The sequence below is a fragment of the Paenibacillus brevis genome (assembly GCF_018919145.1).
Lineage (GTDB): Bacteria > Bacillota > Bacilli > Paenibacillales > Paenibacillaceae > Fontibacillus > Fontibacillus brevis.
Genome location: NZ_JAHLQJ010000013.1, coordinates 44,792 through 71,159 on the forward strand (window position 1 = coordinate 44,792; position 26,368 = coordinate 71,159).

At 48.2% G+C, this 26,368-nt stretch carries 41 protein-coding genes; 32 read left to right on the plus strand and 9 right to left on the minus strand.

The features are described 5' to 3' along the window. Nucleotides 1-14: 14 nt before the first annotated feature. Both KQJ23_RS15300 and KQJ23_RS15305 read right to left on the minus strand, forming a co-directional pair. Complete coding sequence (locus KQJ23_RS15300) at nucleotides 15-506, minus strand: cation:proton antiporter regulatory subunit (RefSeq protein WP_216479735.1); 492 nt, start codon at nucleotides 504-506, stop codon at nucleotides 15-17. 94 nt (nucleotides 507-600) lie between these two features. Continuing rightward, nucleotides 601-975: a hypothetical protein gene (locus KQJ23_RS15305; RefSeq protein WP_216479736.1), complete on the minus strand. Its 375-nt coding sequence runs from the start codon at nucleotides 973-975 to the stop codon at nucleotides 601-603. Between the two features lie 274 nt (nucleotides 976-1,249). Here KQJ23_RS15305 and KQJ23_RS15310 point away from each other — a divergent pair, with 274 nt between their 5' ends. The 7 genes from KQJ23_RS15310 (at nucleotide 1,250) to KQJ23_RS15340 (ending at nucleotide 5,998) form a co-directional block, all read left to right on the plus strand. Next, nucleotides 1,250-1,546, plus strand: a complete 297-nt coding sequence (locus KQJ23_RS15310) for a hypothetical protein (RefSeq protein ID WP_044481964.1) — start codon at nucleotides 1,250-1,252, stop codon at nucleotides 1,544-1,546. Between the two features lie 33 nt (nucleotides 1,547-1,579). Then, nucleotides 1,580-2,254 carry a PspA/IM30 family protein gene (locus tag KQJ23_RS15315; protein WP_216479737.1) on the plus strand — a complete coding sequence of 225 codons (675 nt, stop codon included), beginning with the start codon at nucleotides 1,580-1,582 and terminating at the stop codon, nucleotides 2,252-2,254. 6 nt (nucleotides 2,255-2,260) lie between these two features. Continuing rightward, nucleotides 2,261-2,791 carry a PspC domain-containing protein gene (locus KQJ23_RS15320; protein ID WP_216479738.1) on the plus strand — a complete coding sequence of 177 codons (531 nt, stop codon included), beginning with the start codon at nucleotides 2,261-2,263 and terminating at the stop codon, nucleotides 2,789-2,791. 3 nt (nucleotides 2,792-2,794) lie between these two features. Continuing rightward, nucleotides 2,795-3,496, plus strand: a complete 702-nt coding sequence (locus KQJ23_RS15325) for a PspA/IM30 family protein (protein WP_216479739.1) — start codon at nucleotides 2,795-2,797, stop codon at nucleotides 3,494-3,496. A 111-nt stretch (nucleotides 3,497-3,607) separates the two neighbouring features. Next, nucleotides 3,608-4,258 (plus strand): cell wall-active antibiotics response protein LiaF, encoded by a 651-nt coding sequence (gene liaF / locus KQJ23_RS15330; RefSeq protein WP_216479740.1) that lies wholly within the window; start codon nucleotides 3,608-3,610, stop codon nucleotides 4,256-4,258. A gap of 20 nt (nucleotides 4,259-4,278) precedes the next feature. Beyond that, a complete protein-coding gene (locus KQJ23_RS15335; RefSeq protein ID WP_216479741.1) occupies nucleotides 4,279-5,370 on the plus strand; it encodes a sensor histidine kinase in 1,092 nt (363 codons plus the stop codon). Beyond that, nucleotides 5,336-5,998 carry a response regulator gene (locus KQJ23_RS15340; protein WP_216479742.1) on the plus strand — a complete coding sequence of 221 codons (663 nt, stop codon included), beginning with the start codon at nucleotides 5,336-5,338 and terminating at the stop codon, nucleotides 5,996-5,998. Before KQJ23_RS15335 ends, KQJ23_RS15340 begins: the two co-directional genes overlap by 35 nt. A gap of 205 nt (nucleotides 5,999-6,203) precedes the next feature. Here the strand turns inward: KQJ23_RS15340 and KQJ23_RS15345 are convergent, their stop codons facing one another. The 6 genes from KQJ23_RS15345 to KQJ23_RS15370 all read right to left on the minus strand — a co-directional run bounded on the left by KQJ23_RS15345 (nucleotide 6,204) and on the right by KQJ23_RS15370 (nucleotide 10,626). Then, a complete protein-coding gene (locus tag KQJ23_RS15345; RefSeq protein WP_216479743.1) occupies nucleotides 6,204-7,427 on the minus strand; it encodes a tyrosine-type recombinase/integrase in 1,224 nt (407 codons plus the stop codon). A gap of 12 nt (nucleotides 7,428-7,439) precedes the next feature. Continuing rightward, entirely contained in the window at nucleotides 7,440-7,712 is a 273-nt protein-coding gene (locus KQJ23_RS15350) for a hypothetical protein (protein ID WP_216479744.1), read from the minus strand. A gap of 25 nt (nucleotides 7,713-7,737) precedes the next feature. Beyond that, nucleotides 7,738-8,367, minus strand: coding sequence for an ImmA/IrrE family metallo-endopeptidase (locus KQJ23_RS15355; RefSeq protein ID WP_216479745.1), 630 nt, complete (start codon nucleotides 8,365-8,367; stop codon nucleotides 7,738-7,740). A gap of 77 nt (nucleotides 8,368-8,444) precedes the next feature. Next, entirely contained in the window at nucleotides 8,445-9,806 is a 1,362-nt protein-coding gene (locus KQJ23_RS15360; protein ID WP_216479746.1) for an SNIPE associated domain-containing protein, read from the minus strand. A gap of 64 nt (nucleotides 9,807-9,870) precedes the next feature. Further along, nucleotides 9,871-10,188 carry a DNA translocase FtsK gene (locus KQJ23_RS15365; RefSeq protein WP_216479747.1) on the minus strand — a complete coding sequence of 106 codons (318 nt, stop codon included), beginning with the start codon at nucleotides 10,186-10,188 and terminating at the stop codon, nucleotides 9,871-9,873. A 15-nt stretch (nucleotides 10,189-10,203) separates the two neighbouring features. Then, complete coding sequence (locus tag KQJ23_RS15370) at nucleotides 10,204-10,626, minus strand: helix-turn-helix domain-containing protein (protein ID WP_216479748.1); 423 nt, start codon at nucleotides 10,624-10,626, stop codon at nucleotides 10,204-10,206. 154 nt (nucleotides 10,627-10,780) lie between these two features. On the opposite strand from KQJ23_RS15370, the gene KQJ23_RS15375 reads away from it, so the two are divergent. Next, nucleotides 10,781-11,044, plus strand: coding sequence for a helix-turn-helix transcriptional regulator (locus KQJ23_RS15375; RefSeq protein WP_216479749.1), 264 nt, complete (start codon nucleotides 10,781-10,783; stop codon nucleotides 11,042-11,044). A gap of 141 nt (nucleotides 11,045-11,185) precedes the next feature. On the opposite strand, the gene KQJ23_RS15380 is transcribed toward KQJ23_RS15375, so the two are convergent. Further along, complete coding sequence (locus KQJ23_RS15380; protein ID WP_216479750.1) at nucleotides 11,186-11,410, minus strand: hypothetical protein; 225 nt, start codon at nucleotides 11,408-11,410, stop codon at nucleotides 11,186-11,188. A 68-nt stretch (nucleotides 11,411-11,478) separates the two neighbouring features. Between KQJ23_RS15380 and KQJ23_RS15385 the strand changes: the two genes are divergently transcribed. The 24 genes from KQJ23_RS15385 (at nucleotide 11,479) to KQJ23_RS15500 (ending at nucleotide 26,357) form a co-directional block, all read left to right on the plus strand. After that, nucleotides 11,479-11,643, plus strand: coding sequence for a hypothetical protein (locus KQJ23_RS15385; protein ID WP_216479751.1), 165 nt, complete (start codon nucleotides 11,479-11,481; stop codon nucleotides 11,641-11,643). A 12-nt stretch (nucleotides 11,644-11,655) separates the two neighbouring features. Beyond that, nucleotides 11,656-11,979: a DNA-binding protein gene (locus KQJ23_RS15390; protein WP_216479752.1), complete on the plus strand. Its 324-nt coding sequence runs from the start codon at nucleotides 11,656-11,658 to the stop codon at nucleotides 11,977-11,979. Then, a complete protein-coding gene (locus KQJ23_RS15395; RefSeq protein ID WP_216479753.1) occupies nucleotides 11,976-12,224 on the plus strand; it encodes a hypothetical protein in 249 nt (82 codons plus the stop codon). The genes KQJ23_RS15390 and KQJ23_RS15395 overlap by 4 nt, the downstream gene beginning before the upstream one ends. 89 nt (nucleotides 12,225-12,313) lie before the next feature. Continuing rightward, nucleotides 12,314-12,562, plus strand: a complete 249-nt coding sequence (locus KQJ23_RS15400) for a helix-turn-helix domain-containing protein (protein WP_216479754.1) — start codon at nucleotides 12,314-12,316, stop codon at nucleotides 12,560-12,562. A 5-nt stretch (nucleotides 12,563-12,567) separates the two neighbouring features. Then, complete coding sequence (locus KQJ23_RS15405) at nucleotides 12,568-12,843, plus strand: hypothetical protein (protein ID WP_216479755.1); 276 nt, start codon at nucleotides 12,568-12,570, stop codon at nucleotides 12,841-12,843. Next, nucleotides 12,843-13,142: a hypothetical protein gene (locus KQJ23_RS15410; RefSeq protein WP_216479756.1), complete on the plus strand. Its 300-nt coding sequence runs from the start codon at nucleotides 12,843-12,845 to the stop codon at nucleotides 13,140-13,142. Before KQJ23_RS15405 ends, KQJ23_RS15410 begins: the two co-directional genes overlap by 1 nt. Continuing rightward, the gene (locus KQJ23_RS15415; RefSeq protein WP_216479757.1) at nucleotides 13,135-13,566 is read left to right on the plus strand and encodes a hypothetical protein; all 432 of its coding nucleotides are present in this window, start codon (nucleotides 13,135-13,137) and stop codon (nucleotides 13,564-13,566) included. Before KQJ23_RS15410 ends, KQJ23_RS15415 begins: the two co-directional genes overlap by 8 nt. Nucleotides 13,567-13,597: 31 nt before the next feature. Beyond that, the gene (locus tag KQJ23_RS15420) at nucleotides 13,598-13,858 is read left to right on the plus strand and encodes a hypothetical protein (protein ID WP_216479758.1); all 261 of its coding nucleotides are present in this window, start codon (nucleotides 13,598-13,600) and stop codon (nucleotides 13,856-13,858) included. Nucleotides 13,859-14,219: 361 nt separating this feature from the next. After that, nucleotides 14,220-14,480: a hypothetical protein gene (locus tag KQJ23_RS15425; RefSeq protein WP_216479759.1), complete on the plus strand. Its 261-nt coding sequence runs from the start codon at nucleotides 14,220-14,222 to the stop codon at nucleotides 14,478-14,480. Then, a complete protein-coding gene (locus KQJ23_RS15430) occupies nucleotides 14,450-14,632 on the plus strand; it encodes a hypothetical protein (protein WP_216479760.1) in 183 nt (60 codons plus the stop codon). Before KQJ23_RS15425 ends, KQJ23_RS15430 begins: the two co-directional genes overlap by 31 nt. A gap of 209 nt (nucleotides 14,633-14,841) precedes the next feature. Beyond that, a complete protein-coding gene (locus tag KQJ23_RS15435; protein ID WP_216479761.1) occupies nucleotides 14,842-15,171 on the plus strand; it encodes a hypothetical protein in 330 nt (109 codons plus the stop codon). Next, on the plus strand, nucleotides 15,172-16,209 hold the full coding sequence (locus KQJ23_RS15440) for a hypothetical protein (protein ID WP_216479762.1): 1,038 nt from the start codon (nucleotides 15,172-15,174) through the stop codon (nucleotides 16,207-16,209). Further along, on the plus strand, nucleotides 16,206-17,375 hold the full coding sequence (locus KQJ23_RS15445; RefSeq protein WP_216479763.1) for a metallophosphoesterase family protein: 1,170 nt from the start codon (nucleotides 16,206-16,208) through the stop codon (nucleotides 17,373-17,375). The genes KQJ23_RS15440 and KQJ23_RS15445 overlap by 4 nt, the downstream gene beginning before the upstream one ends. Then, nucleotides 17,372-17,611, plus strand: coding sequence for a hypothetical protein (locus KQJ23_RS15450; protein WP_216479764.1), 240 nt, complete (start codon nucleotides 17,372-17,374; stop codon nucleotides 17,609-17,611). Before KQJ23_RS15445 ends, KQJ23_RS15450 begins: the two co-directional genes overlap by 4 nt. Continuing rightward, a complete protein-coding gene (locus KQJ23_RS15455) occupies nucleotides 17,608-20,142 on the plus strand; it encodes an AAA family ATPase (protein ID WP_216479765.1) in 2,535 nt (844 codons plus the stop codon). Before KQJ23_RS15450 ends, KQJ23_RS15455 begins: the two co-directional genes overlap by 4 nt. 187 nt (nucleotides 20,143-20,329) lie before the next feature. Further along, nucleotides 20,330-20,530: a hypothetical protein gene (locus tag KQJ23_RS15460; RefSeq protein ID WP_216479766.1), complete on the plus strand. Its 201-nt coding sequence runs from the start codon at nucleotides 20,330-20,332 to the stop codon at nucleotides 20,528-20,530. Continuing rightward, nucleotides 20,527-20,805: a hypothetical protein gene (locus KQJ23_RS15465; RefSeq protein ID WP_216479767.1), complete on the plus strand. Its 279-nt coding sequence runs from the start codon at nucleotides 20,527-20,529 to the stop codon at nucleotides 20,803-20,805. Before KQJ23_RS15460 ends, KQJ23_RS15465 begins: the two co-directional genes overlap by 4 nt. Nucleotides 20,806-20,821: 16 nt before the next feature. Beyond that, nucleotides 20,822-21,763 (plus strand): hypothetical protein, encoded by a 942-nt coding sequence (locus KQJ23_RS15470; protein ID WP_216479768.1) that lies wholly within the window; start codon nucleotides 20,822-20,824, stop codon nucleotides 21,761-21,763. Further along, nucleotides 21,741-22,076 carry a replicative helicase loader/inhibitor gene (locus KQJ23_RS15475; protein ID WP_216479769.1) on the plus strand — a complete coding sequence of 112 codons (336 nt, stop codon included), beginning with the start codon at nucleotides 21,741-21,743 and terminating at the stop codon, nucleotides 22,074-22,076. Before KQJ23_RS15470 ends, KQJ23_RS15475 begins: the two co-directional genes overlap by 23 nt. Beyond that, nucleotides 22,054-23,484 carry a replicative DNA helicase gene (dnaB, locus tag KQJ23_RS15480; protein ID WP_216479770.1) on the plus strand — a complete coding sequence of 477 codons (1,431 nt, stop codon included), beginning with the start codon at nucleotides 22,054-22,056 and terminating at the stop codon, nucleotides 23,482-23,484. The genes KQJ23_RS15475 and dnaB overlap by 23 nt, the downstream gene beginning before the upstream one ends. 129 nt (nucleotides 23,485-23,613) lie before the next feature. After that, nucleotides 23,614-24,147 (plus strand): crossover junction endodeoxyribonuclease RuvC, encoded by a 534-nt coding sequence (locus tag KQJ23_RS15485; protein ID WP_216479771.1) that lies wholly within the window; start codon nucleotides 23,614-23,616, stop codon nucleotides 24,145-24,147. A 3-nt stretch (nucleotides 24,148-24,150) separates the two neighbouring features. Continuing rightward, nucleotides 24,151-24,936, plus strand: coding sequence for a hypothetical protein (locus KQJ23_RS15490; RefSeq protein WP_216479772.1), 786 nt, complete (start codon nucleotides 24,151-24,153; stop codon nucleotides 24,934-24,936). 67 nt (nucleotides 24,937-25,003) lie between these two features. Further along, a complete protein-coding gene (locus KQJ23_RS15495; RefSeq protein WP_216479773.1) occupies nucleotides 25,004-25,315 on the plus strand; it encodes a hypothetical protein in 312 nt (103 codons plus the stop codon). A gap of 31 nt (nucleotides 25,316-25,346) precedes the next feature. Beyond that, on the plus strand, nucleotides 25,347-26,357 hold the full coding sequence (locus KQJ23_RS15500; RefSeq protein WP_216479774.1) for a hypothetical protein: 1,011 nt from the start codon (nucleotides 25,347-25,349) through the stop codon (nucleotides 26,355-26,357). Nucleotides 26,358-26,368 lie beyond the last annotated feature (11 nt).

Genomic DNA, 26,368 nt, shown 5'->3' on the forward strand with positions numbered 1-26,368 from the left:
CCTAACGATTCCGCTTAGCTTCCGGTCAACAGGATGTGTCTGATTTGCTGTTGGTGCAGACGCTCGCCGATAACGACGACCAAGGCACCGGCAGTCAGGAGCAGGTCCGGACCGGGGTTGATGTGTTTCTTCTGATTTTTTTCGATAACAGCTATGATTGTGGCTCCGGAACGCTGGCGTACGCGCAGCTCACCGATGGTCTTGCCGATGGCTTTGTAGTTAGTCTCCAAACGGTACCATTCAATACTGATATCGCCCAATGCAACCTCGATATTCTCCAGAGCCGTTGGCTGATAGGTCACTCCCCCGATAATGGCGGATACATAGCGAGCCTCTTCATCATCCAGGCTAATCTTGGAGATACTGTCTTCCAGGTTATCGTTATCGTAATGATATACTTCACGACGTCCATCATCGTGAATAATAATTGCTAATTTCTCCCCGGAGCGTGTCGGGATCACAAATTTTTTGCCTACGCCAGGCAAATCGGTCTCTTGGTAATTCATTGTTCAAGCCTCCAGTGTTCTATAATGACAATCCTCTACAATTTGAATCCGATCGACGAGCCGAGCAGCCACTTGCAATTGGGCAAGCAGAACCTTACGATGTTCGATGTAATACAAGGAACATACTCGTGAATTTGATCGGTAATAAAAGAATCCGCTTCTTTAAAAGATAGAAGAACGGACGAAAAGACGCCCGCGGAAATAAAGGTATTACAACGGGAACCAATAAAAATAGAAAGGACAGCATAGCCGTTCGATCTATTAGTAGTTTACCCGGTTGCGGAGAATTCAGACGCAGGGCGATGCTGTGATGCCGTGTCGTTGAAGCCGAGGTCTCAAAGGTATCCAGATCGGCCTCATGAAATTGAAGAACAGGCGAGGTCGCCGGAACGGACATTAGCAGTAATACTGCCAATAGCAACAGTATTATGGCTGGTGCAAGCAATTTGTTGAAGATCCGCAATCGCATGTTCTTCCGCACCCCTTTACGCCATAGTAGCATACCTCAAGGATAGCACAGAATGGGTATTATCTCAAAGATTTCATCCATATTTAGTCGACTTTAGAAACGGGTCTGAATCTATAGAAAAATGCAGCTATCGAGCCCGGTTCTGTCTTGCGGAGGAAGCGGACCTCGACTTAGGTCTAGGTTCAAAAACCGTCCACGGTCCGTTTTGAAGATGCTTGATTCCACCTAGAATAAAGACATAAGGTTGATTCAATGAGAGGCGGTGATTATTAAAATGAGAAACAGAAATTCGAAAGGTCTCGCGATTCTGCTGATTGCTCTTGGAGCACTGATTTTGCTGGGTAAACTGACTCCCTTCCTGGGCAGCTTGTTCGGATTACTGATTGCAGTGGCGATGGTTGGTCTGGGATACTACGGAATCAAGCAAGGAAATGCCTTCTTCGGTTGGGTAATCCTGATTATCGGGCTGATCGTTCTGATCTCCAAGTTAGCTTGGTTGATTATACCGGTGCTTGGAATCGGGCTCATCATTTACGGAATATCAACTCTGAAAGGAAGACGGAGTTACTGATTATATAACGATAGGCAGGAGGGATAGGTAGTTATGAGTGTATTTCGACGCGTACGGGATATTACGGTAGCAAATTTGAATGAACGATTGGAGCAATCACAGGATCCGGTACGGCTTATCGACCAGTTTCTGATCGAGACCCGGCAGGAGATTATGGAAGCCGAGAAGCTGCATCACCAGTATTCCGGCCATACCAAACAATTAAAGAGTCAAGTTGACCAAGCCAGAGCGATGAGCAGCAAGCGTGAAGAACAGGCGCTGCTTGCAGTGAAGGCCGGTGAGGATCATCTCGCCAAGCTGGCACTGCAAGAGAAGATGCTGTACGACGAGAAGATCGATCAGTATTCAGGGCTGTATGCACAGAGCCTAGAATCTTTGCAAGAGCTGGAGAATCAACTGCATGAGCTGAAGACAGAGTATCAGACTGTCTACAGCAAGCGTCAATATTATTATGCCAGAATGGAGACGCTGCGATTACAGCAACGAATGAATCAGCGGATGAATGGATACGGGGCGCAGGATGTGCCGAAAATGTTCCATCGTCTTGAAGATCAAGTGTCGGGCATGGAGTGGGAGGCCCGCAGCTTGCGCGATCTGCGCAAGGCAGGCCAGGATATTGCCAGCCAGGTCGGATCTACGATTCAATCCACACTGGATGAGGAGCTCTCCCGCTTGAAGCAGAAGCTGAACAAAGCCGGAGAGGAGTAGTAATCGATGAATAGACTATATCGTTCTAGACGTGATAAATGGTTGACAGGCCTGATCGGCGGCTTGGCTGAATATTTCGGGATCAGCTCGACGATTCTACGGATTCTGATTATCATCTGCGTTCCGATTACAAGCGGAGCCGCTATACTGATCTATCTGATCGCATCGCTGGTCATCTCCAAGGAGCCTTATCAGCCGTATGATCCTTACTATAATAGCACTGGCGGTTGGAATGGTGGCGGCTACGGCGGAGGCTATGGCGGCAACCCAGGCGGTCCGGGAGGCCCGGGCTTTGGCGGTAATCCAGGAGGCCCCGGCGGTCCTGGCTATGGATATGGCGGACCTCGCCCTCCACAGCCCCCTTATCAAGGAGCGAATCAACGAAATTCCTTTAACGGAAATACAGGTGCCGGATTTGGCGGACCCCCTTCCTCCAATCTGGACTCCATGATGGAAGATATCGAGAAGAAAGCCATGGAGAAGGAACTTGAAGATCTACGCAAAAAATTGAGCAAATACGAGAAGGGAGAAGTGTAAATAATGGGAGTATTTAAGAGAATTAAGGATATCACTAAAGCGTCGGTTAATGAGATGTTGGATAAGGTAGAGGACCCAATCGTCATGCTGAATCAATATCTTCGCGATATGGAAGCGGAAATTCGCGATGCGGAGGTAACTGTAGCGAAGCAAATGGCGAATGAACGCAGAATGAAGCAGCGTCTGGATGAGGCAATCCGCATCTCCGCTCAACGTGAGGCGCAAGCTGAAGTTGCGCTCCGCAATGGTCAGGAGGAAGTAGCCCGCAAGCTGCTGGAAGAGAAGATTCATTATGATCAAAAGCAAACCGAATTCAGCAATCTGCATGCAGAGTCTGAGACACAGGCTCATGAATTGAAGCAGCAGCTTCATGAAATGAAGGATGAATTCTACAAGCTGCGCAACAAACGGAACGAGCTGGTAAACCGTGCGCAAATGGCGAAGGCCAGAAAGCAAATGTCTCAGGTCAGCTCGCTGCACACGATCGAGAGCGGCAACGCATCCCTCGGCTTCCACCGGATGGAAGAGAAGATCATGCAGTTGGAAGCAGAAGCGGAAGTTGCTGGAGTAGTGTATCGCGGAACCACATCTTCTTCCTACACCAGCCCTGCTGATGCAGAGAAGCAGCTTAAAGTAGACGTTCAGCTGGAAGCTTTGAAGGCTAAGCTGGCCCCAACTGATAAGAAGGAACAAAGCGCAGAATAACAGCTACACAGTCTGATAGACATTGTGGTATGCTAACATTTGGTGAAGCCATGCGGTATGATCCCATACTGTGATGGCTTCTCCGACTTATACAACATCGGGAGGTGCGGCATGGACAGACGGAAAAGGTTCTTGGCTATAGGGCTGATCGGCCTCGGCGTCGTGATGATTTTTGGCCAATGGCTTAATTTCATGACCCTTGTCGCCCTCTTTTTATTGGGATACGGAATCTTTAAGGTTCGACAAGGCGAGGACGTCAAGACGGGATACATCCTGATGGCCATCGGGGGCATATTTATTCTCCTGGACCACTTCATCCTGGTCATTGCGATTCTCATGATATCGCTTGGATTGTATTACGCTAAGATTCGTAAAAATCAGCCGTTGGGCAATATGGTTCAGAAGCAGAGCATAACGACAAGCTTGAGATGGGACCTGGATCCTTGGACACTGCGAAATACTTGCATGTGGCATATCCTCGGAGAGATTGATATCGATCTGTCACTGGCAATCATGGAGGGGAAAGATAACCTGCTTATGTTCCAGGGGATTGTCGGGGATATTGATTTATCGGTATTTGATGATTACGGGGTTGAGATTGAAGCATTTGTGTTGTTTGGCCAAGTTGAGCTGGGGCAAGAACGGGATACGGGAATTATGAACCGCGTGTATTGGAAATCCCCGGATTATGAATTACGCGAACAGAAAGTGAAGATTATGCTCTCTTATTTAGTAGGAGACATTGATATAAAATTATCTTAAGACAGGAGGTTCACTCACGCATGAATAACAGAAAGCCGCGAAACATGGTTTCAAGGAGTATGCGGGAGGGAATTCTCCTGTGCTTTTTTTTGCTGGCGGTTATCGTCTATGTGTTGTATACATACGGATATTTCCAAACGATAAGTGATTGGAAAAACGGGATCAAGACAGGCTTGACCCTGTTAACTTTGCTGGTCAGCATCGGGGCAGCCTACGGATTCTTGCAGGGTTATCGCCAGAAGCGGAGAATTGATCTGTTAAGGAATGCGCTGGTGCAGTGGGAGAAGGGCAATCAGACAGGAACGGTGCCCCAGTTGGGTGACGACGAGATCGGCGGCTTGTCCGAGCAGTTGGAGCGCATCGGCAAGCGATGGGAGGAGCAGGTCAGCTCGCTGCAGCGTCTGTCCACACATAATGCCCAGTTGGCTGAACAGGCCCGGGTATCCGCTATCGTGGAAGAGAGGCAGCGGCTGGCGCGTGAATTGCATGATGCGGTGTCCCAGCAGCTATTTGCTATTTCGATGACGGCGACTGCTGTGGGAAGAACGCTGGAGAAGGATTTTGACAAGGCTCAGCGTCAGGTGGAGCTGATCGAGGAGATGGCTTCGGTCGCACAGTCAGAGATGCGCGCGCTGCTCTTGCATTTGCGTCCGGTGTATCTGGAGGGCAAGGAGCTCTCGCAAGGGCTTGGCGAGTTGGTTAGAGAGCTGAAGACGAAGGTTCCGATGGAACTGACCCTGGAAATGGATGAAGATCTGAATCTGGGTAAAGGAATTGAGAATCATCTATTCCGGATCATCCAGGAAGCCATGTCCAATACGCTCAGGCATGCCAAGGCGGACAAGATGGACATTCGGATTCACCGCAAGGGTGACACGATCAAGGTTACTCTGCGGGATAACGGAATCGGCTTCGAGCTGGATGAGAAGAAGCAGACCTCATACGGGCTATCCACAATGCAGGAGCGGGTCCGTGAGATCGGCGGCTCCATTCAGTTTATTACGGCTCCCGGCAAAGGGACACGAATCGAAATTACGGTACCTATATTAAAAGAAGAGATCGGAGGGGAAGAGCTTCATGGAGACGGACACGGAACTGGAGAAGATCATTAAGGTGCTTCTGGTGGACGATCATGAGATGGTTCGCATCGGTCTGGCCGCTGTGCTGGGAACCGAGGACGGGATCGAAGTGGTCGGAGAGGCCAGCAGCGGAGAAGAAGGAATCCGGCTGGCACAGGAGTATAAGCCGGATGTTGTCTTGATGGACCTTGTGATGGATGGCATGGATGGCATTGAGACGACACGGCAGCTTTTGGCGCTGTATCCCGAATGCAAAGTGATTGTACTTACCAGTTACCTGGATGATGAGAAGATGTATCCGGTTATTGAGGCGGGCGCTTTCAGTTATTTGCTAAAGACGTCCAGAGCTTCTGAAATTGCGGATGCGATCCGGGCCGCCGTTCGCGGACAGTCTGTGCTCGAGTCTCAAGTGGCCTCGAAAATGATGAACCGTCTGCGCCAGCCTAAGGCGGAGACGCCTGCCCACGAGGAATTGACCGAGCGGGAGATGGATGTGCTGAGATTACTGGCACAAGGGAAGTCCAATCAGGATATCGCGGACGAGTTGATCATCGGGATCAAGACCGTAAAATTCCACGTAACGAATATTTTAGCCAAGCTTGGAGTGGATGACCGCACCCAGGCAGCCATTTATGCATACAAGAATGGATTAGCAGAATAGAAAGCCGCAAATAGCCGTCACATTTAACCTGGGGTTAGATATTGGCGGTTATTTATTTTGCCGAAAAAAGAAGCCCACTGTATATGGAAAATGTGGATGGTTATTCTGTAGCTATGATAGATTATACTTATAATCAAAGCGCCCGTATCATAAGGAATCCGGACGCTTTTGGGTGCTGATATACTTAAAAAATCACAAAAAAAAATCACGTTTCTTGCAAAACGGGGATTCCAAGTATATCTGAATAATGAGTAGTTATTTTATTATTTGCGTTCTCCTTCATCTTCTCAGTAACATGAGTATAAATTTTCAGAGTGGTTTTCGCATCTGTATGCCCGACTCGTTGCATTATAGTTTTTAGGTCAACTCCTGCCTCGGTCAGTAAACTTATATGCGTATGTCGGAAGATATGGGGAGATGCTTTTTTTGTTATTTCGGTCTTCTTTAGAATCTGTTTCATGAAACGGTAGATATCAATCGGAAGTAGAGGGTACCCATTGTCCCTCGTGAATACAAATTTTTCATCGTGGAAGTTTTCATAAAAATTACGGTAGGCCATGTTTAATTTTTGTTGCTCCCTTTGATGAAGCTTTAATAAATCCATAACGGCGGGGTCAATATCAACAGTTCGAATAGACCCATCATTTTTGGGTGGTGTCAATTCGTAGTTCGCAATGTTATTTTTCTCACAGTAAATAGTTTTTGTAATTCTGATCTTATTTTCATCAAAATTAATGTTGTGCCATTTTAATGAGCATAGCTCTCCTGATCTCATTCCAGAAAAAGTAAGCAAATAAAAAATGGCCGTTTTTTGCAGCTTTTTTAAGTGTACTGTAACTGCAAGAAATTCGCTAAGTTCTTGCCTCTTGAAATACTTTTCTTCGATTGGATCGTTTTCTATCTCTTCTACAGTAAGCACCTTCGTCGGAATCTCCGCTCCATAACACGGATTATCTTTCCTCAACTTTTCTTTGATTGCATGTCTATATACCATGTTTGCCACGCTATTTACACTAAGTAATTGACTTCTCGAATAACCTTGATTATCTAGATCATTTAGAATATCCTGATGATCTTTGTGGGTTATCTTGTCTATTTGTTTGCCTGCAATAATATAACGATATAAGACTTGAAGTGTCCCTTCACGAAGTTTGATTGTCTTCTTTTTCACTCCTCGTTTGGCATATACTCTCATCCAATCTTTAGAGACTGTTTCGAAAGTTTGCTTTTTGACTTTCTTATAATCGATTCCATGTTGTACTAATGTATCGACAACAGATTTTGCTCGGCCATATGCTTCCTTTTTTGTATCACCACGACGGGGGATTTGTCTTCGCTTTCCAGTCAACGGATCCGGAGGACCTTCAAGAGTACATATCCACTTATACCCCTGCTTATTTTTAGCAGGAGTTTTTGTATAACTGGCCACAGGTAAACCTCCTTACCACATCAACTTCATAACTTCTTCAACGTCATCCATCTCAATCCAAAGCTGCTCCGGATCCAGTCCATGCCGCTCCGCAATCGCCGGCATATTGATTCCGATCTCACCAGGCTCACGTTCTCTTCGGACAAGATCAGAAATGAGCACAGAGGCAGATGTCAGTTCCGGAAGCTCGTACGGGTCTAGCGGCTCGAAAGGCCCAGCAACAGGGATGTAGAGCGTCTGTGACCAATCGAATCCACCCCGATCAGCTTGTACAACCAACTTCATAGGTTTAACAGAATCAGAATAATAATCACACAAGGCCTTTATCTGCATATCCAGGCAACCCCTTTGCAAGTAATTGACGGTCTAATTGTTTGAGGATCCTCATTGTTTCTCGTGACCAAGTTGGTTCAAAGTGATGCATTTTATTTTCATGCTCCTTTGAGATTTGGTTCCACATGTTCTGCAACACCCGGCGTTGTAACTGATCCAGTCGCCTCTCCGCGAAGGCTGCAGGGACGCTAAAGGTTTCGACCAGGATAGAGACTGCCACGCTATGACGATCAGGGAGTTCTAACCCTTGAATCATCGAGAAAGGCATTGCAGCGTATAGAACGAAGTGTTCCGCCTCGGCTTCCTGCATCTGCGTAAACTGTTCGGGCAACGTTATCTGATTTCCAGCATGCCGCAGCAGGTGGCATAGCTCATGCAGAAACTCCATGCGCTGTTGATCTGGAGGGAGACGCTCGTCCAGAAACATGCTGTACATGCCTCCGGCAGCTTCCATAGCTCTGCTGGTCACCGGCCTATAGTGCAGCCAGACATTGAGGCGCTGGGATATTTCTTCGACGGTAATTTGATGAGGATAAGTGATTCCGGCAGCTTCATAGGTTGATTCCAGAAACTCTTCCAAGATTGTCATTTGATAATGAATAAACATGATGGCCTCCATGACGGGAATATACGTTCGGTTTTATGGTGAAAAGAAAAGCCGTTTCCGGCTAATGAAATTTTAAGTTATGCTTTACCTACAGCTGCTTCTTGAAAAGAAAGAAAAAGCTCAGATTCAATTCTAGTGGTATTCTGCTTATTAGTACGAATTGCTAGTGATTCTCTATACTGTTCTGCGTCGGCTGTTTTAATAAACTCAATGGTCTTATCGTGATGGGCTTTTACAACCTTTTCTATTTCTTCAATTGTCACATTAAAGAATTCTCTTCTCGAATTTATAAGATTCATTTTTTTCTTTTCAAATGCATTGTGTAACGCTGACTCAAGTTTTGGAGCATTGTCAGAAAATATCATGGCATGGACATCAAAATTGAAAGGGACCGAGGCATCACTAAGTTCATAAACTCTTTCGTAAGGGTCAAGTCTTCGTGTCATTCCAATTTTGAATACATCCTCACCGAATGCTCCGATATTAGAAATAATGTATACATAACCAGCTTTCTGATTAGCCTCTCGATAATCAATATCTTTGAGATTCTTTTCAATCTCACTCAAATTCAATGAGAGTTCATCAATTTTGCCCTGGAGGAGTTCCCGCTCACTTTCATCTGTGCAGTTGTCCAGCTGTTTCATAATCTTCCCTAAAGCGTTTGAGTAGTGCTTTCTCTCTTTTTCAATAGACTTTCGAGCTTCTTCTATTTCTTTTTGAAGTTGAGCTTCTTCTCTAAGTTGCTCCCTGATAAGCTTCTGTTCTTCTTTTTCCTCTTGTTTTTTTAACTGATATTCGTATGCAAGATACAATTCGTCAAGTTTGAATCGCAAGTACTCTTGAGAGATACATACTTGCATTATTCTCCCCAATTTGTTTAGAGTCTCAAATGATTTCATAATCTTCTTCTCGTAGGTTTCAATGTTATTGAACTTAACATTTGATACACATGAATCACACTCATTATTAAATGATCGAAGTACCAGTTTGATCATGTCGTTGACCATTCTTTTTCCTTCGGTCTTATTATTGTTGACCGTCCAATTAAGATTTCCAGAACAGGCATTTCCGTTCTTTATCATCAACTTTTGTTTGCTGCGGTTTTCATCTAGCCTTTCTTTATACTTCGCACTGTTAACTAGACTGTATTTGGGTTTATAAAAAGCGAATGACTCCAGCATGATCTGCTCATCTAGATCGATAAGATCAGAGGACTTCTTTCTGTAGGCATCTTCCAACTTGAAGAGGCTTTCCTTACGCTCTTCTATTTTGTTTAAGTAATCGTTTTGTTCGGACTTAAGTCTCTCCAATTGAAGAGATATGTCATAAAGTTCTTGGTGTTCTGGCTGCATAATTCTTTTTAGTTTCTCATTTTCTACTTGAAGTTGTTGCAATTCCTTCTTTATTGTCTTGATTCTGAATAAATCGAATATGCTCATGCTAACTCACCATTTTATGCCCCATCGGTTGGGGGATTTGCTCATTTTATATAATTATTTGTGATTAAATAAATTCAACATATATATCACGATTCAAGTCAAAAGGCCCAATTAATCCAAAAAAGACCATGTAATCAATAAGCAAAGATGCTTGATTATAGGGCAATCTGAGTTTTCTTTGTAACAAAGATACTTTAGCATTTTTCTCGGTGATTACTAACCAAACCGCCTTTTGGAATAACTCCCAATTTGCGTTAATGTAGGATATATCCATGGGAGTGCTATGCATACGTAAAGGGGGTTGGACACCATCAATAAATTTAATTTTTAGTCTGCTGTATAGTTCGATATCCATAATAACCTCAAAAGCAAATCTCTCCATTAGGGGAAATTTACTTTACTCTCCTTGTCTTTGGCCAGGCTTCCGGCCTTTTTCCTTTTCCATGAGTGCCTTAAAGATAATTCGCATTTCCTCACGTCGTTCTTCAGGAGCACTCAGGTAGTCTTTGAAAAAGATGCCGTGCTCTGGGTTGTTTATAAAGGCTTGGAAGGCGACTTCTTCGTCCGATAAATTTCTATCGTTGCTGGAGTTATCCTCTGGAGCAAAACCAGCAAGCAATAGTAATTCATTAATATCAGATCCAACCAACGCATTTGCCAAAGCGATTATTTTATCCCTTGATGCTTGGTATCTGTCGTTTTCGATAGAGCTAATAAAGGAATAGCTAACTCCGCTCTTTTCCTCAAGCCCTCTCAAAGATAGGTCGTTTTTTAGCCGAAGTTCTCGTATCTTTTTCCCAAGCTTTTGGGTATTTTTCATATAACATCACCTAATTTGATATTAAACGTTTCGTGTTACAAAACACAATACAATTAAGTAAAGATGTTCTAAAATTCAAAACATGTGTTGACAAACAAAACAGAAGGGATTATTATTTGTTTAGAAATACAAAACAGCAAGTGAGGTGATGTAAATGAGCAAAGTGTTGGGGAACAACATCGCCCTTATCCGTAAGCAATTAAAGATTACACAGCAGGATCTAGCTGATTCAATTGGCATGGAAAGAACGTCGTTGTCACAGATTGAAACAGGTGCATATAACCCTAGTGCTGACACGATGAAGAAAATATCCGATGCCTTAGGACGTCCATTAGGGGATATTTTTTTTAATCCAGATGTGTTGGATTTCAAAACGGATAATGATTATGCTAACCATTCAACCAAGGACACAGCGTGAAGGAGGTGGGGTAGGTGGAGAAGCGTATCGCTGATCTGGAAGAGCGAGTGGCGAAGTTGGAAGCCGCCGCGGGAACGGCGGCATTCCTTAAGGAACAACTACAATTACTCGAAGTTCGAAAACGTCGTGTTGAATTGAGGATTACTGATCCAGAAGCACGCCAGCGGATTTTAAATGCTTTAGAAGCTCAGCATTGTTTGCTTCAATCATCTTTGCAACAGCTCGAATAATGGCTTCATGTGCAATTTCTTGTGTTTCTATTCCTGATGATGGAGAAGATTCTTCTTCCAAATCTAAATTCGCATGTTGATATTCAATAAAGCCTAGATTCTCGAGATCTTTATACAGCAATCCAATGTTCTTCAATATTTATTCCTCCTCTCTGTAATGTGATCTTGGACAATCCCATTCTAGCAGAATTTAGGAGGTTCAACATGGAAGGAGTGATTCGATTGGAACACAATCTGCAAGACATCAAGGAAATTCTTGAGACTCGCGATCCGGAAGAAGTCAATCGTCTGTTAGATGAAGGCTGGCAGCTCAACTACATCAACCACGAGCCGAGCCGGAGTCGCTACGTTTTGATCAAGTTCGAATAAGGGGGAGTGGACATGGACGCAGAGCTTATCAAAATAGATCTAAATCTAAACCAGTTGGAAGCAGCGATTAATCGCGCTGTAGATAAAGCGATTGAACGACATGCTCTTCAAGCCCAGTTTAAGCCTCTTTTAAGTAAAACTGATTTGATGGAACTCCTTGATATCGGAGCTACTAAAGCTAGCGAGTTGCTAAACAGGGAAGACTTTCCTGTCACCCGTGAATTCGGGCATCCAAGGGTGCTGACGCATTTGTTAATGGTCTGGATTGAAGAGCATACCGAGTGGGTCCGAGATAATGCTGGAGACAATAGGAAGTTGAAATGGGGGGCAGCATGAAGAGATTCCGATGGATGCGCCAATCTTCCCGGGCTGCTGTTATCTCTGCCACAGTTACTCGGGTGATATTGCAGGGAGTATCCGTAGAGGCGGCGTTGGAACTGTCGCTTCCACATTATTCGATTAATCCAGGGGCTATTTCACAGTTGGAATTTAAGAGGCTGCTTCGGGATTCGAAGTTGGAGTTCAAAAGGATAGAAGAAACCCGCCGGGACGGTACCGGCCGCCGGCGGATGAGGGGATAAAGAGGAGGGGTGAACTCTTAACTACATATTACTACGCTATACCCTTCCTCACTATTCCAATTCGGAATATTAGGAGGTGACTCGAAATTATGAAATTCGGTGCCATTATGCAGGCTTGCCGAGAGCGGGCAGGGCTTACGCAAGAACAGATGGCAGTTCGGCTTCATCGTACCCAGGCTTGTATCAGCAAATATGAAAATGACCATAAGGTGCCAGATATGCCGACGATGATGAGTTGGGTGGAGGCTACTGGAGCCAAAGAGGTCTTAATAGCCTTCCTGTATGGAATGGACGGTCTTAATGTAATGCAAAATCTTATGACTTTAATAGGAGGATGATTTTTGTGAATAGAGCAGAGTTGGTAAAGCAGGCTCGTGAAGCGGGACAAGCAGCGGGGCATAATCTGCAGTTAATTGCACGGGAGCCGGAGCGGATGAACAGCCCGGAGAAGCTGGTGGATGGAATTACTTATCTGAACACGATGATACGGTTTGCAGAAGAAGAAAAGAAAAACGCCCGGCGGGCAGGCCGGACGCTTGGTTTGAGAACTCGTCTAAAGTCTCTTGTGGTGTCTATTTTAGCGGATGATAACCGGAAACGCAAGGAGGGAACGGCTTGATGGATAGATATTGGCGCTCATTCCTTCATATCTTTCAGAACACTCCAAGGCTTCAGCCGCTCCTGACTACAAGATATATGGACCCGAAGCAAGGGATCGTTCACATCACAAAGCTTCGCGCAGCTTCAAAGGGCTGGTCACAATCGGAGAAGTTCATGCTGGCCTTGGCGTTGCACTTATACAACGAGTCCAACAAAATGAACCTTTCAGATATGGACTATCTGGACCACCATCACAAGCAAGTGGCCTTCGAGGCGCTTCACATTCGTTACGAATACAGGAGGGCGTTTCATGATTGATATGAAGGGAATTCGCACTTTGGTTGGTCGTCCTCTCACGGAGCAAGAACAGCGGCACATCGCATGGATCAACGGTTGGGACCGGGAGGCCCGGGAATCATTCGTTGCCCTGATAAAGGCAGCTTACTGGAATGGCGCGAAGGAAGGCGGGGAGACAGTAAAGGCTTCGGTTTCCGGAATGACGGAACAAGACATTAAGCAGTTCGCCGAGGCTCTGGCCGTGCGGTACAAGCAGATTGTTGATGCTGATCTTGCTGCGAAGATCGCTTGCATTAATGATCAGACTCCAGAAAATGCGTTGCGTGAAGCTGAGGCGTTTGCACAGTACAGGTTCTATAGCGAAATGCTCGACATCATACCTAAAGAGATCCGGCTGGTCTTTAACGCTGCCTATGATGCTCTTGGATATCAGGTAGTTGGATAGATCGTTTGAACCGCAGAAAGGGGAAATTAAGATGCAAAAACAAAAAATGCTTCATGTGATCTGGTCGGAGAGGGAAGAAGCAACCTATTACGTTGACAAGGACAAATATTCCAAAGCACATGATTCGGGGGATGTCATAACGCTAAAGGCATTTGAAGGAAAGTACGCCTTCGACAAAACGAGCTTGCGGCGTGGTAGATCGGTAACAGCGCCCATCCTTGATACCGGAACGGAGAAAAGGCAAGCATCGGTTATCAGGTGGAAGTTTTTTGACACACCAACACCTGCCTGACGAGGTAGTTGGATAGGACAGGCTTCGGCCCTGTCTTCGGGCGCCTTGGGGGAGTCTCGGGTGAAAGCGAGGCCTAGCCTTCGGGTGGTTGACTCCAAGGGGCCAGAAGATGCGGCTGACGCATCCAAGGTGGTGGCGGAGTAGGTAGACGCTAAAGTCTGTCGGAGTGACATAGGCATTCATTTGGTTCCGAAATGAACACAGCGGGTATACCCCCGATCGTTGGCGCACATCAAAGGTTACTGTGTTCGATAGTGCGTAAAGGACAGAGAGTCTGCGAGATGCTGTCGCTAAGAGGACGGAATGCTATGCGAGGTGCGAATCCTCGCCCACCTTGATCAAATTGAAAGGAGGACAAACCATGTATCCAGTTATTCAGCGGCTGACCGTGGTCAGCAACCCAACCCGCATTTTTGAGGTCGGCACAGAGATCGATGGCCGGGAGGTTATTGAGATCAAGCAGGTTGGCTTCGAAGATTTTTCAGAGTTTCATGTTCTAGATGAAAAGGGCTTTCTTATCGCCAGTGTCGAAAATGCTCCGGTCATTCTGGACTGGAAGGCAATCGCAGTGCATGACGAGGAGGAATTAGCATGCAAAGAGACATTGCCATCGGCCATATGATCGTAGCAGCCGAGCAAGAGGGTCTGCCAGCACACAAGGTCGAAAGCCTTGTTCGCAGAATGGCGGGACAGATCAGGGAAGACGATGATGCTTTTTTCGCTTCCGAGGCTGTAAAGAGGTACGAAGATTTGCTTGAAAGGAGGGCTGAATGAATGGGAGACGCTGCTGAAATGGTGCTGGAAGGCTTGTTGTGCCAGACGTGCGGGGAACTGATCGACGGTGAAGAACCTGGTTATCCTCGATCTTGCGAGGACTGTGAAAACGAAAAATGACCCTTTGCAGAGGGTCATCAGCATTTCTATACTTTTCGCCCCTATCGTAGCAGATTGGGGACTATCCATCAAGCGGGAGGATTTATCAAATGACTAAACAAGAGATTTTTGAACGGTTGCTGGCTTTGCCATCCGAAATCGCAAAGGCCGAGGATACTGTCATTGAATCACATCGGCAGGTTATTAGCGCCAAGGACATCCTGCAGCAAAAGGAAGATGACTTGCTGCTTGGAAACATGATCGACGGGAAGAACGCCGAGATCCGTTCAGCTCAGATGCGGCAGCATACGGAGCATGAGCGCTTGAATCTTTCCAACGCGGAACTTCACCTGAAGAATGATGTGGCCAGACTTGGTAAGCTGCGCGATGAGTTCCGTGCACTCCAAGCTGTGGCCAACTTGCTTCAGGGGGTGGCGTAATTGAGCGAAGGAAATTTGACTGTCTTGCCTCAGTCCTCCGGCGGTAGTGCCGGGGGAGGGGCGATTGTTGATCTTGAATTTGGTAGTGCTGCAGATCTCCGAAAGAAGCTGGATGCGATGAAACAAAAACTGAACCTCACGAGAGAGTTTTTCCGCGAAGTCATGCAAGAAGGCGTTGATTACGGGACTATCCCAGGAACCGACAAGCCGACGCTATATAAGCCAGGGGCTGAAGGGCTATGTGAATTTTACAATTTGGCACCGACGGTGGCGGGCAAGGTCGAAGATAAGAATCACGAGACCGGTTATTATGCCATTGATATTACTATCAGGTTAATTCATCGCGGGACGGGCTCTATCATTGCCGAAGGCGTTGGACATGCAAATACTTACGAGAGTCGTTATCGTTGGCGCTGGTATTCAGAGTATAAGCTGCCTAAAGGTGTTGATAAAGCTTCGCTCTATAAGGAAGAGCGGGATGAATGGAAGAATGGTCGCAAGACTGGTAATACCTACACGATGTACCGGATGGAAAACGACGATATGCATTCGATTTGGAACACGGTGCTGAAGATGGCTAAGAAGCGTGCACTTGTTGATGCTGTCCTTTCCGCTACTCGATCGAGCGGTATCTTCTCTCAGACGGAAGAGGAGTTAAATGCTTATCTGAACGGGGAGGATCCTGAAGCGGGGGACGAGGAAGGACATACAACTACTAGAAAGTCCTCACAGACTACTAAAACAACTAGAAATACATCCACTGGGCGGCCAACAAGCGGTTCTAAAACAGGTGGTACATTTTCAGACAAGAACCGCGCATTTGATCTTGCCAAACGACTCAATGGTGGAAATATGGATTGGAAATGGCTAACTGACCGTGCTGTTGAAGCGTTAGGTCGTCCGATTGCAAAGGTAGTACAGGACGTAGCAGACGCTGAGTGGAAGCAGGTCGCGGATTACCTTGAACAGTACGGAATTGGTGGAAATGGAGATCAGGGAGAAATCGACTTTAGTGATCTGCCGGAGGACATGCAATGAAGATAGCTCATATTGCTGATGCACACTGGGGGTTCGGGTATCCGGGCCCCAATCCGGCAGCTCGTTTTGAAGATATTACCCGATCCATGGATTGGGCAGCTGATCGGATTATCGCAGAGGGTTGTGAACTGGTCTTGTTCGCTGGTGATGCCTTTAAGGATGCCAGGGTATATATTGACCGGGCCACGGCAGAGATTAAGGCTTTCACGTCCTGGCTCCGTCGACTCTCGGACGCGGAGATTGAGGTAATCGTGATCAGCGGTACACCATCGCATGACGCTATCAGTGCTTACCACCTGATTCGGGAGATGCAGATTCCAGGTGTTCAAGTGTTCACTGAGCCAGAAATTGCTTCAAATGAAAACGGCCCGTCGATCGCTTGCCTACCTGGGATGAATCGTTCCTCATTTGCTCTTCAGGACGAGTTTGTTGGTCTACCACCCCACGAATTTCATTCAAAGATGACCGACTGGATTACGGACACTTGCCGAGAGCTTCGCGCAGGATTGGCCGGACCGGTTATCCTCATGTCTCACTTGACATATGACCTGGCCGACACCGGCTTTGAGGATGCGCTGTTGCAAAATGAGCCTATCCTGACGGACGAAGCGGCCCGTTTGTTCGATCTTGTTTGCTTAGGCCACATCCACCGGCCGCAGCGCGCCGGAACCAACGTTTTTTATTCCGGCGCTACGGAACGGCATAACTTTGGTGATGAACATACTGAGCCGGGATTCTGGATTCATGATACAGATACCTTCACTACATTGTTTGCCAGTTCTGAATTTATTCCCACACCGGCTCGTCGCTTCCGTACAATCGACTGGTGCGACATGGACATTGAGGCCTGGTTGGATGGTCAGGTGGACGAATTTTCTTCTATTAAAGAGGCGATCGTCCGGGTCCGGTACGCCTGCAGCGAGGAACTGCAGAAGCGGTTCGATCGGCGATCTCTAGAAAAGGCACTATATGACGCCGGCGCATTCTTCGTTGCGGAGATCCGCGCGGAGGTTGAACGTTCGGAACGGATCCGCGATGCCGAGGTGACTGAGGGTCTGAATCCATTGACAGCATTAGCCGCTTGGGGCAGCAATCAAGAGATTAAGGAACCGGAAATTGTCGAGCTACAGGCAATGACGACGGAACTGATGGAGATGAGCATATGAGTGAGCAATTCTACGGTTATTGCTTCCCCGAACCTGATGGCTGGCATACGCCATCCGTAACACTAAGCTCCCCTGAAGAAGTCTTTCGTTACACACAACTACACGGCAAGACTGGGATGTTTCGTGAGGTTCGTGTAACGGACAGCGGCGATCATATTGTAGTTCAAATGATCGACGGTCAATATGTTTGGCCGGAGGAATGGAAGCAATTCAATAAGGAGGATGCTGCAGGATGATTCCATTACGCTTAATCATTCATAACTTCAGAGCCATAGAACATGCCGACATTGATTTGTCGGCTGTGACATTGGCAGCCATTGCCGGCCGTAACGGAGCCGGTAAGTCATCAGCCTTTACTCTTGCCCCGCGGTTTGCGCTTTTCGGAGACGTCATCAAAGGGATTAGCTTGGACGACCTGGTTCGTCGGGGAGTACAAGAGATGTCAGTGGAGTTTCAATTTGAGCACCAGGGCAGTGTATTTCGAGCTATCCGGACGCGCTCGACTAAAGGAAAGGGCAAGTCCACCCTCGAGTTGCAAGAGCAGGTCAATGGTCAGTGGGAGAGCAGGTCTGCTGAGAAGATTACCGACACGGAGGCAGTCATTCGCTCCTTACTCAATCTGGACGATGAGACGTTTACCGCCAGCAGCATGATTCTTCAGGGGCAGGCTAATGCTTTCACTGGCGCGACGGCCGGTAAGCGGAAGGAGATCCTGTCTCAGATTCTTGGCCTGAATGTCTATGAGCAACTACAGGATCGTGCCCGGCAACGGGCTGGCTTGTTGGACACCGAGATCGAGAAGGCCAAAGACAAGCTTTTGACGTTGGATGAACGACTGGCTGCCCGCCCGGCGAAAGAGGAAGAGCTGCGTATAGTAGAAATCCGGCACGAATTTACTCAAACAAATGTGGCCGAGGATGAGCGGGCGGTTCGGGAAAACGAATCGCAACTTGCCGTGCTCGAGGTTAAGCGGTCCCGCATTTTACAGATTGATCGCGATACTGCGACGATCGATGACGAAATTGCTTCGCTCCAAAAGGAACGTTCCGACCATCAGGGTCGCCTAGAACGCTCCGAGAAGATCCTTGCAAACGAGGCCGGCATCTTGGCCAAGGCTGTCGAGCTGGAAGAGGTCAAGCAGCAGATTGCTGCGCTGGAGGCACGGCAGCCGGAGGTTGAGCGGCTGCGGCGCGACCTGGCTGCCACCGAAACGGACCTCAAGCAGTTGGCCGACGAACTGACCCGCCTGAATGATCGGGTGCTGGCGGTAACACAGCAGCTTTCCGGGAGGGATGCACTCCAGAAGCAAGCCGCAGACCATGAGCAGGAGACTGTGCGGCTGCGGGAATTTGAAGAAAAAGCTGAGCGCTGGAACCTACTCGCGGCAGAATTAAGAACGCTGGATACGCAACTGGATCGGGAGACGTTTCGCATTGAAACGGAGAATCGCGCCCTTGTCGACAAGATATCCACCCTTGAGGAGCAGGAGATACACATCCACGACAGCGGTTGTCTTCCAACTTGCAAGTTTCAGCAGGCGGCCGCCGCAGCAGTCGCGGAGCTTCCCGAATTACGGCGCCGCCTGGCCGATCTTGATCGGTCCCAGATTGCGGCCCTTACGCTATCGATTGCTCAAAAGCAAATCGAGCAAAAGGATATCGGATATGATCCAGACGCCCATCGAGCCTGCAGAAACAGAGTGGCCGAGCTGCAAGCATCGGCAACGGCATTCGCTCAGCTTGCCGGCAAGGACGAGTTGCTGCAGCAGTTGGAGCAACAATGCGCTGAGAAGCTAGCGCGCCAAGAGAGCACGACGGCGCGGCGGGATGATCTGCAGCAGCAGACGGCAGACCTTGAGGCAGAGTTGGCACCGTTGTCAGAGCTGACGACGCGCGCTGCTGATCTCCAACGATGGGCGAAGCTTAAAGACGAGATCAGCGCTGCTCGGGAGGCTACCGCAAACGCCAAGGAGCGGATCGCCGCCATTGATCGGGAGATCGCCGGCAAGAACGTCCGCAAGGAAGAATTGGAGAACGAGAAGAACAACCTGATCATTGACACGCTTGATTATGATAGGCTGCATCGTGATCTGGATCAATTGCAAGCAGTATTACAAGATCGGCGTTCTCAACTCGCCGCACTGGCGGAGCAGATCGGCGGCATCAAGGCGGTGCTGGCCGCTCTCGAGGTCGATCAGTTGGAGCGGGACCGGCTGTCCGCTGACCTTGAGCCAAAGGCACTGCGTTGGACCCGGTACCAAACACTGATTAAGGCGTTTGGCCGTGACGGCATCCCGGCATTGATCATTGAAAATGCCGTTCCTCAGCTCGAGCGGATTGCAAATGAGATTCTTGGCCAGATGTCGAAGGGCAAGCATTATATCCGCTTCGAGACACAACGCGAGCTCAAGTCACGGGATGGTGTTGCTGAAACGCTGGACATTATGATCGGCGACTGGACGGCTGAACGTCCTTATGAGACTTTCTCCGGCGGTGAGCAACTCCGGATTGATTACGCCATTCGGTTTGCCCTGGCTGAACTGCTTGCACAGCGAGCCGGCAGCAAGGTGGAATGGTTGACCATCGATGAGGGCCTGGGCTCCCAGGATGCCGAGCACCGTGCGCTTGTTCTAGAATCTATCAAATCAGTATCTAGCCGCTTTAAGAGGGTTCTGGTCATTACCCACATTGAAGATGCACAAGCGGCATTCGATCAAGTCATCCGGTTCGAAAATGCCGATGGCGGCGTGGGAGTACAAGTGGCGTGAACGATGAGTTTGGCCAACCGTTGCTTAAAAGCATGATGGGCAACCGAATCTGGAAGCTCATGCGAGTTGATCGCAAAGCATTTATCCGTGAGACAGAAGCCTACTTTGCCCGGGGCTACCCCGGCTGGAAGGTTATCCGTGTAAAGTACCCAATTGTTTATTTACGGGATGATAGGGGGCGTAGCGTATGACGGAGCCTGTACAGCTTGATTTGTTTGATATTAGCGTGCAACCGGCACAACCGTTGCTGAATGGAATGTACTACGAACGATCTTCAGGCAAATTTGTCTCCTTCGTACTCGGTCGGCGGCATTTTGAAGTTACGCCGGGGCGCTGCCTGGGAGATAAGGTTTGGAAAGATAAAACTATGAGGGAGAGAGCAATATGACTAAAACGGCTAATAAACAGGCCACAAGGGAACTTATTGAATTCCTGCACAATAAAAATGAGGAGGCTAAAAAGGCTGGGATCGAGCAGCATGCCAGATTTACTATGGCTACTGCACATACGCTCGGCTCATTGATTGCATTTGATCTTGAGCCAGCAGGCTACGGTCCGATGCTTGAGTCGGTGCTGGAGTCGATCATAGAAGGCATTCAGTCAGCGGCTAAATTCAAGGGTGTAAAGGTTGACACTACCTTCATCAAAGTAGTGCGCGATTAGCTAGGGGGATGATCAAATGCCCGAAGGCAGCTACCCTTTTCCGATTTACTCCGGATTACTGGAGCCAGAACACTACAAGAAAATAGGCACAGCGATATGGCTTTTCCTCTGGTGCGTGAGCTCCACGACGGCGGAGATTGAGGAGGAGGGAACGGTCTGGGGCATCGTCCTTGGGAACAAGCCAATGAAGCTATCTGAAATTTCCGTAAGATTCGGAGTTAATGATAAAACCGTGAGCCGATGGTTGGACACCTTAGAAGATCATCACTACATACGAGTGACCAGGGCCGCGAGAGGTTTGATTCTTTGGGTGAGAAATTCTAAGAAACACCCAGACAAAAATGTCCGATCACTCAAAAGTGATAAGACAGATATGTCCGATCTCTCTGAAACTGATCAGACAAAAATGTCCGATCAGTCATGCAGTGATAAGACAAATTTGTCTGATCATGAGCAAAAATCAGACAGTGATCGGACAAAAATGTCTGTTCTAAAAGATATTAAAGAACTTACTACTACTACCACTACTGCTGAGGATTGGCTCGAACAGGATGAACCTGACCCTCAGACAGATGGAATGATTGAAATCTTAAATGCTTACTGCCGTTTAAACCAGAAGTTCGATTTCCATGTTCGACCGAAAGAGCGCGAAGCCATGGGTAAGATGGTCGCCGGGGGGATGCCGGTACCCTTTACCATCCGAACTATGGAGGGCCTGTTGCAGGCAAAGCGCGAACGAGAAGGAGAAAGCTTCAAGTACCCGACCAGTTTTTTGTACTACGTGGACGGGATTGAAGAAGCCTGGCTTAATTCCCAAACTGCCAGTCCGCCGATGGCTGGAGTCGCCCAGGGAGAGTCAGAGCCGAAGAAACGAATGACCAAGCAGCAGCGTGAGTTGGAGGACTTGCGCAGACGTGCGAAGGAGGCAAGGCAACGTGGAGAAAGCAGAAGTATTTGATTTGCTCATTGCGATCAAGGAGAATTACCCGAATTTTGATGTTAGTGACGAAAATGTCGAACGGCATTTTAAGTACCTGCATGACTTCCCGTTTGACAAGGCCATTCAAAACTTGGATGAGCATATTCGGACGAGTAAATATCATCCGAACATCGCAGAGATCCGCGGCAGCGTCGGTGAGCAGATCGAGCGGGACCGGATGAAAGCGGCCACTGCTGAATACTTTGCCGAACGGGCCGAAGCAGCAAAACATGCCTGTCCACCACCACCAGGCTGGAAGGAGGCCATCTATGCAAAGCTCGGTAAATCTTGAAAGCATGCTGTCTGAGTTGCCGAATGACTTGGCTGCTGAGTGCTCTGTACTCGGATCTATCTTAATCAAGCCTGAGACGTTTGAATTTGCGGAGTCACTGGCTCCTGAAGCCTTTTACCATGTGGGGCATCAGATCATTTTTCGAAGAGTGTTGGAGCTGGATGCTGCGGGCACGCCGATCGACCTTGTCACATTGACCGGGGAGTTGCAGGGGCGTGGAGAGCTTGAGGACATTGGTGGTGTCAGCTATCTGTCTAAACTGGCTCATGCCGTACCGACGACGGACAATATGGAGTCATATGTCAAGTCGGTGCATAGCAAATGGATGCTGCGAGAGTTTATCCGATCCAGCTCACTTGTGGTTCAAGCGGCCGCGGCGGGGGAAGATGTACAAGGGCTTATTGCATCCGCACAGCTGGTTGCGACAACACTTGCTGACCGAGCAGCGCCGCCGGAGGATTTTAAGCGAGTCAAGGATGTGGCCGTCGAGGTGGTCGAGACAACGGAGACGAAGTTCGAAGCATTCAAAATTGGCAGGGTGACCGGGCTTCGCACCGGCTTTCGTGATTTGGACGGGATTACTGCCGGATTGCAAAAGAGTGACTTAATCATCGTGGCCGCGCGCCCTTCCGTCGGCAAGACAGCTTTCGCGCTGAATGTTGCGCAGAATGTGGCCGTGTTGAATACGGATCCGGTTGCAATTTTCAGCCTGGAGATGTCAGCGCCTCAGCTTGTAACGAGAATGATTAGTGCTGAAGGCAACATTGAGGCCAGCCGTCTGCGGGTTGGAGACATGGATGAAGACGATTGGATGAAGTTGGCTAACGCTGCCGGCGTGCTGGGTAGCACGAACATTCTCATCGATGATTCTCCCGGCATCACGGTGCATGATATTCGAGCCAAGTGCCGGCGACTCAAGAAGCAGGAGGGGCTCGGGTTGATCGTTATCGATTACCTGCAGCTGATCGCCAGCTCTGGCCGCGGTCGTAGGGAAGAGAACCGACAACAGGAAGTTTCCGAGATATCGCGGATGCTGAAGCACCTTGCCCGGGAGTTAGATGTTCCAATTATTGCGTTGTCTCAGCTAAGCCGGAACGTCGAGCAGCGGCAGGATAAGCGTCCGATGATGTCTGATTTGCGGGAATCCGGTTCAATCGAGCAGGACGCCGATATCGTAGCTTTCTTGTACCGCGACGACTATTACAACCAGGAGAGCGAGAAGAAGAACCTTATCGAAATCATCATTGCCAAGCAGCGGAATGGCCCGGTCGGAACGGTCGAGCTGGTCTTCCAGAAGAACATTAATAAATTTCTTAACTACGATCGTCATCATGTGGACCCGGGTCCACAGCCTCCACCGCAGGCAAAGCGTATTCCGGATATGCATAGGGGGAATTGGGCGTCATGAAGCGGCGGGAGCGAGTTGACCCATACTTTCAAGATGTCCCTTGGGATTTGATTTATGACGACGATGGCCAGCAAATCGGAGAGGTTTATGTGTTGCTGGGGGCAGCGCGGAAGGAGGGATTACCGAGATATGAAAATTATGGCCATAGACCACGGTACAAATTACGCAGGATGGGCAACGATGGAGCGTGGGAAACCACTAGATTTCGGACTTCGTGATTATACCGCGATAAAAATGCCTGATGTTTTGGATGCGATTTATCAGGACTCAATTCAACTTATTAGGAACCAACAACCTGACATTATCGTGCTGGAGCGGCCAGTACATTTTAGAGGGGCAGGGATAGTTTTGGCATTGGTAGGTGCTTATTCAATGGTAACCTTGGCGGCGTTACATCTCGGGATTAAAATTCGTGAAATCAGACCATCCGAACTGAAAATGCAGACTGGCAAGGGAAATGCTGATAAAGAAACGGTCGCCATGGAAATGCAAATGCTCTTCGACCTGGATTATGACGAAATTGCCGTTCCGGTCTTGTACAAAAAGGATGATCCGAAAGGGAAATACAAGGTTGGGGACGTGAAGGAGAGACTCTTTGACCCTTCCGATGCAATTGCACTTTGCTGGACTTATCATCAAAAATTTATCAAGGGAGTGGCATAATCAATGCTTAAAAATTTTGCGAAATTCACGGCGACGATTAAAAAGGGTTTGAACGTAGGTGATACGGATGTTGAGGTGAAATTGCTGGTTCCTTTAAAAGCAGTTCAGGAGAATTTCATGTTCCTCAGCACGAACCAAGGAGAGAAAATCAATGTTTTCTTGGGAGATCCGCAGGCGGCTCTTGACTTTGGCGACGACGAAGACGCTATGTACCAAAAATTCACCGGTCGCTATGTGACCACGGATAGCTCGGGTGTCGTGACCAAGGTTGAGAATCTGGGCGGCCAGGATGATGAGAATCAGCCGGACCTGTTCGATCAGGGATCCGAACTGGAAGGCGATTCCTCATTCAGCGAGACTGAGGGAGAGACACCTGAAGGTGAGGGTGATCCCGATCCGGATCAAGCTGGCTCTGGCATCGATGAGGAGGTTCCGGATTGGATGACGGATGGTGACGGTGGCGGGGAAATGGACTTCACTGATGATGGCGGCCAGCAAGATCCGGATGATCCCGAAGATGAATTGACTGACTACGAACGAGAAATTTTGGGCGAATCTGTGGCTGAAATCAGCAAGGAAGCGCTCGAAGAGTACATTATTAGCCAGGCGCCAACCTTCGAGGATATTCCTTTCGACTTTCCAGCCCTGCTTAAGCAACGCAAGGAAGAAAGCAAGACTTGGATGCAGATTGCTAAGGAAGCAGGCGTACCGAGTTCGCAGATCAGTTCGAAGTATTCCGCGTACAAAAAGCGCGTCGAGAAGCTTATGAGAGACGGGGGAGCAGCTTAATCCGTTTCCTGTGATATCGAGGTAATCAGAATCGGGGAGGACCACTTGCGGTCCTCTGACCGAACGTATGATCTTAATGGAGGTTGCCATGAACGGTGATTTAAGGCCACATCCAGAATCGGATGCTGCAGATGGAATCGAATATGACCGGCACTACAGAATGAAGTATCATCCGCAATTTCATTTTTCGCACGGTCAACCTTTCTCTGACGACGATTTAGAGTATCTCTGCATGTTTTACGAAATCGATGATGCAAGAACGATGGCTTTCGCTCTAGGCAAAACTGAACATGTTTGCCGGGTAAAATATTCTACCTTGAAGAACCGTGGCTTAGTGGAATATTACCAAAATCGATATAAGCAAAAATTAAGTGATTAACCAGGAGACAAACCTTTTGGTGGTGTAGGAAATGGCTGCCAGGACGAGTGAGCGGAATGTCATTCCGGTTCCACGCCGGGATGTCGAGGAACTTTCAAGGGGGAGCGGTCCGGTTATTAAGTACACTTTATCTCCGGAAGAACTGGAGAAATACAGGGGAGGTTCGGAGGATATGGCTAGAGGGGAAAAAGTGGAAATCAGCATGACCAAGCAAGAGTACTTGCAACAGCGGATCAGTGGGAAGGGCAGAACTCAGATCATGAAGGACTTGGGTTGTGGGACAGCAGCCTTTTACAAGCTGCTCAAGGAGTGGGGAATCAAGGAGCCTGATGCTGAAGAGCGGGAGATGGAGCTACTGGCGCCAGTAAAGGAAGTATCCAGTGTTCCCGAGCAGGCGCCTGCTCAGTTGTCCAGGGCAGACACGCCGAATAAACGTGAACAAGAATTGGCCGAACTTCAGGCGGCCTTGGCGCTTTGGAAGAATCAAGCTACGCGCAAGGCCGAGTACATTGCTGATTTGGAGGGCGAGCTGACTAAGGCGCGGGAAGAGGCTGAGAGCTTGCAGAACCAGTTCAGGAGCGTAACGCAGGAGCAAGCTGCAGAGATTTCCCGATTGAATTATGCTATGTCTGGAGCTACCGTCATTGCTAATCAAGCAGGAGCTCGCCTTTCGGAGCTGGAGGAAGAGAATGCCCAGTTGAAGCAACAGCTTTCGAATTCCGGACAAGCCAGCAAGGTTGTGGCTCCGGTGTTTGGTACGGGGGTTTCACTGTATGTGCCGATTGTTCAGGGCACTGATCCTATCCAGGAGCGGCTGAATGTGTACCACGGGCTGGATTCCCTTGGCGGAACATTTGAATCAGCCGGCCTTGATCGGGAACGGATCATGCGAGAGTTGTTCGAACTCCTGCAGACGGTTGTCGGCTTCGTTGCGACGGATCTGGCGGAGCTACTTCCTGGCCAAGATGTCACGGAGCATGTTCAGCGGTTCTTCCAGGAGCATAACCGGCAGGCGTATGAGCAGCGCCAAGAGGCAGTGTGAGTGGAGGGATC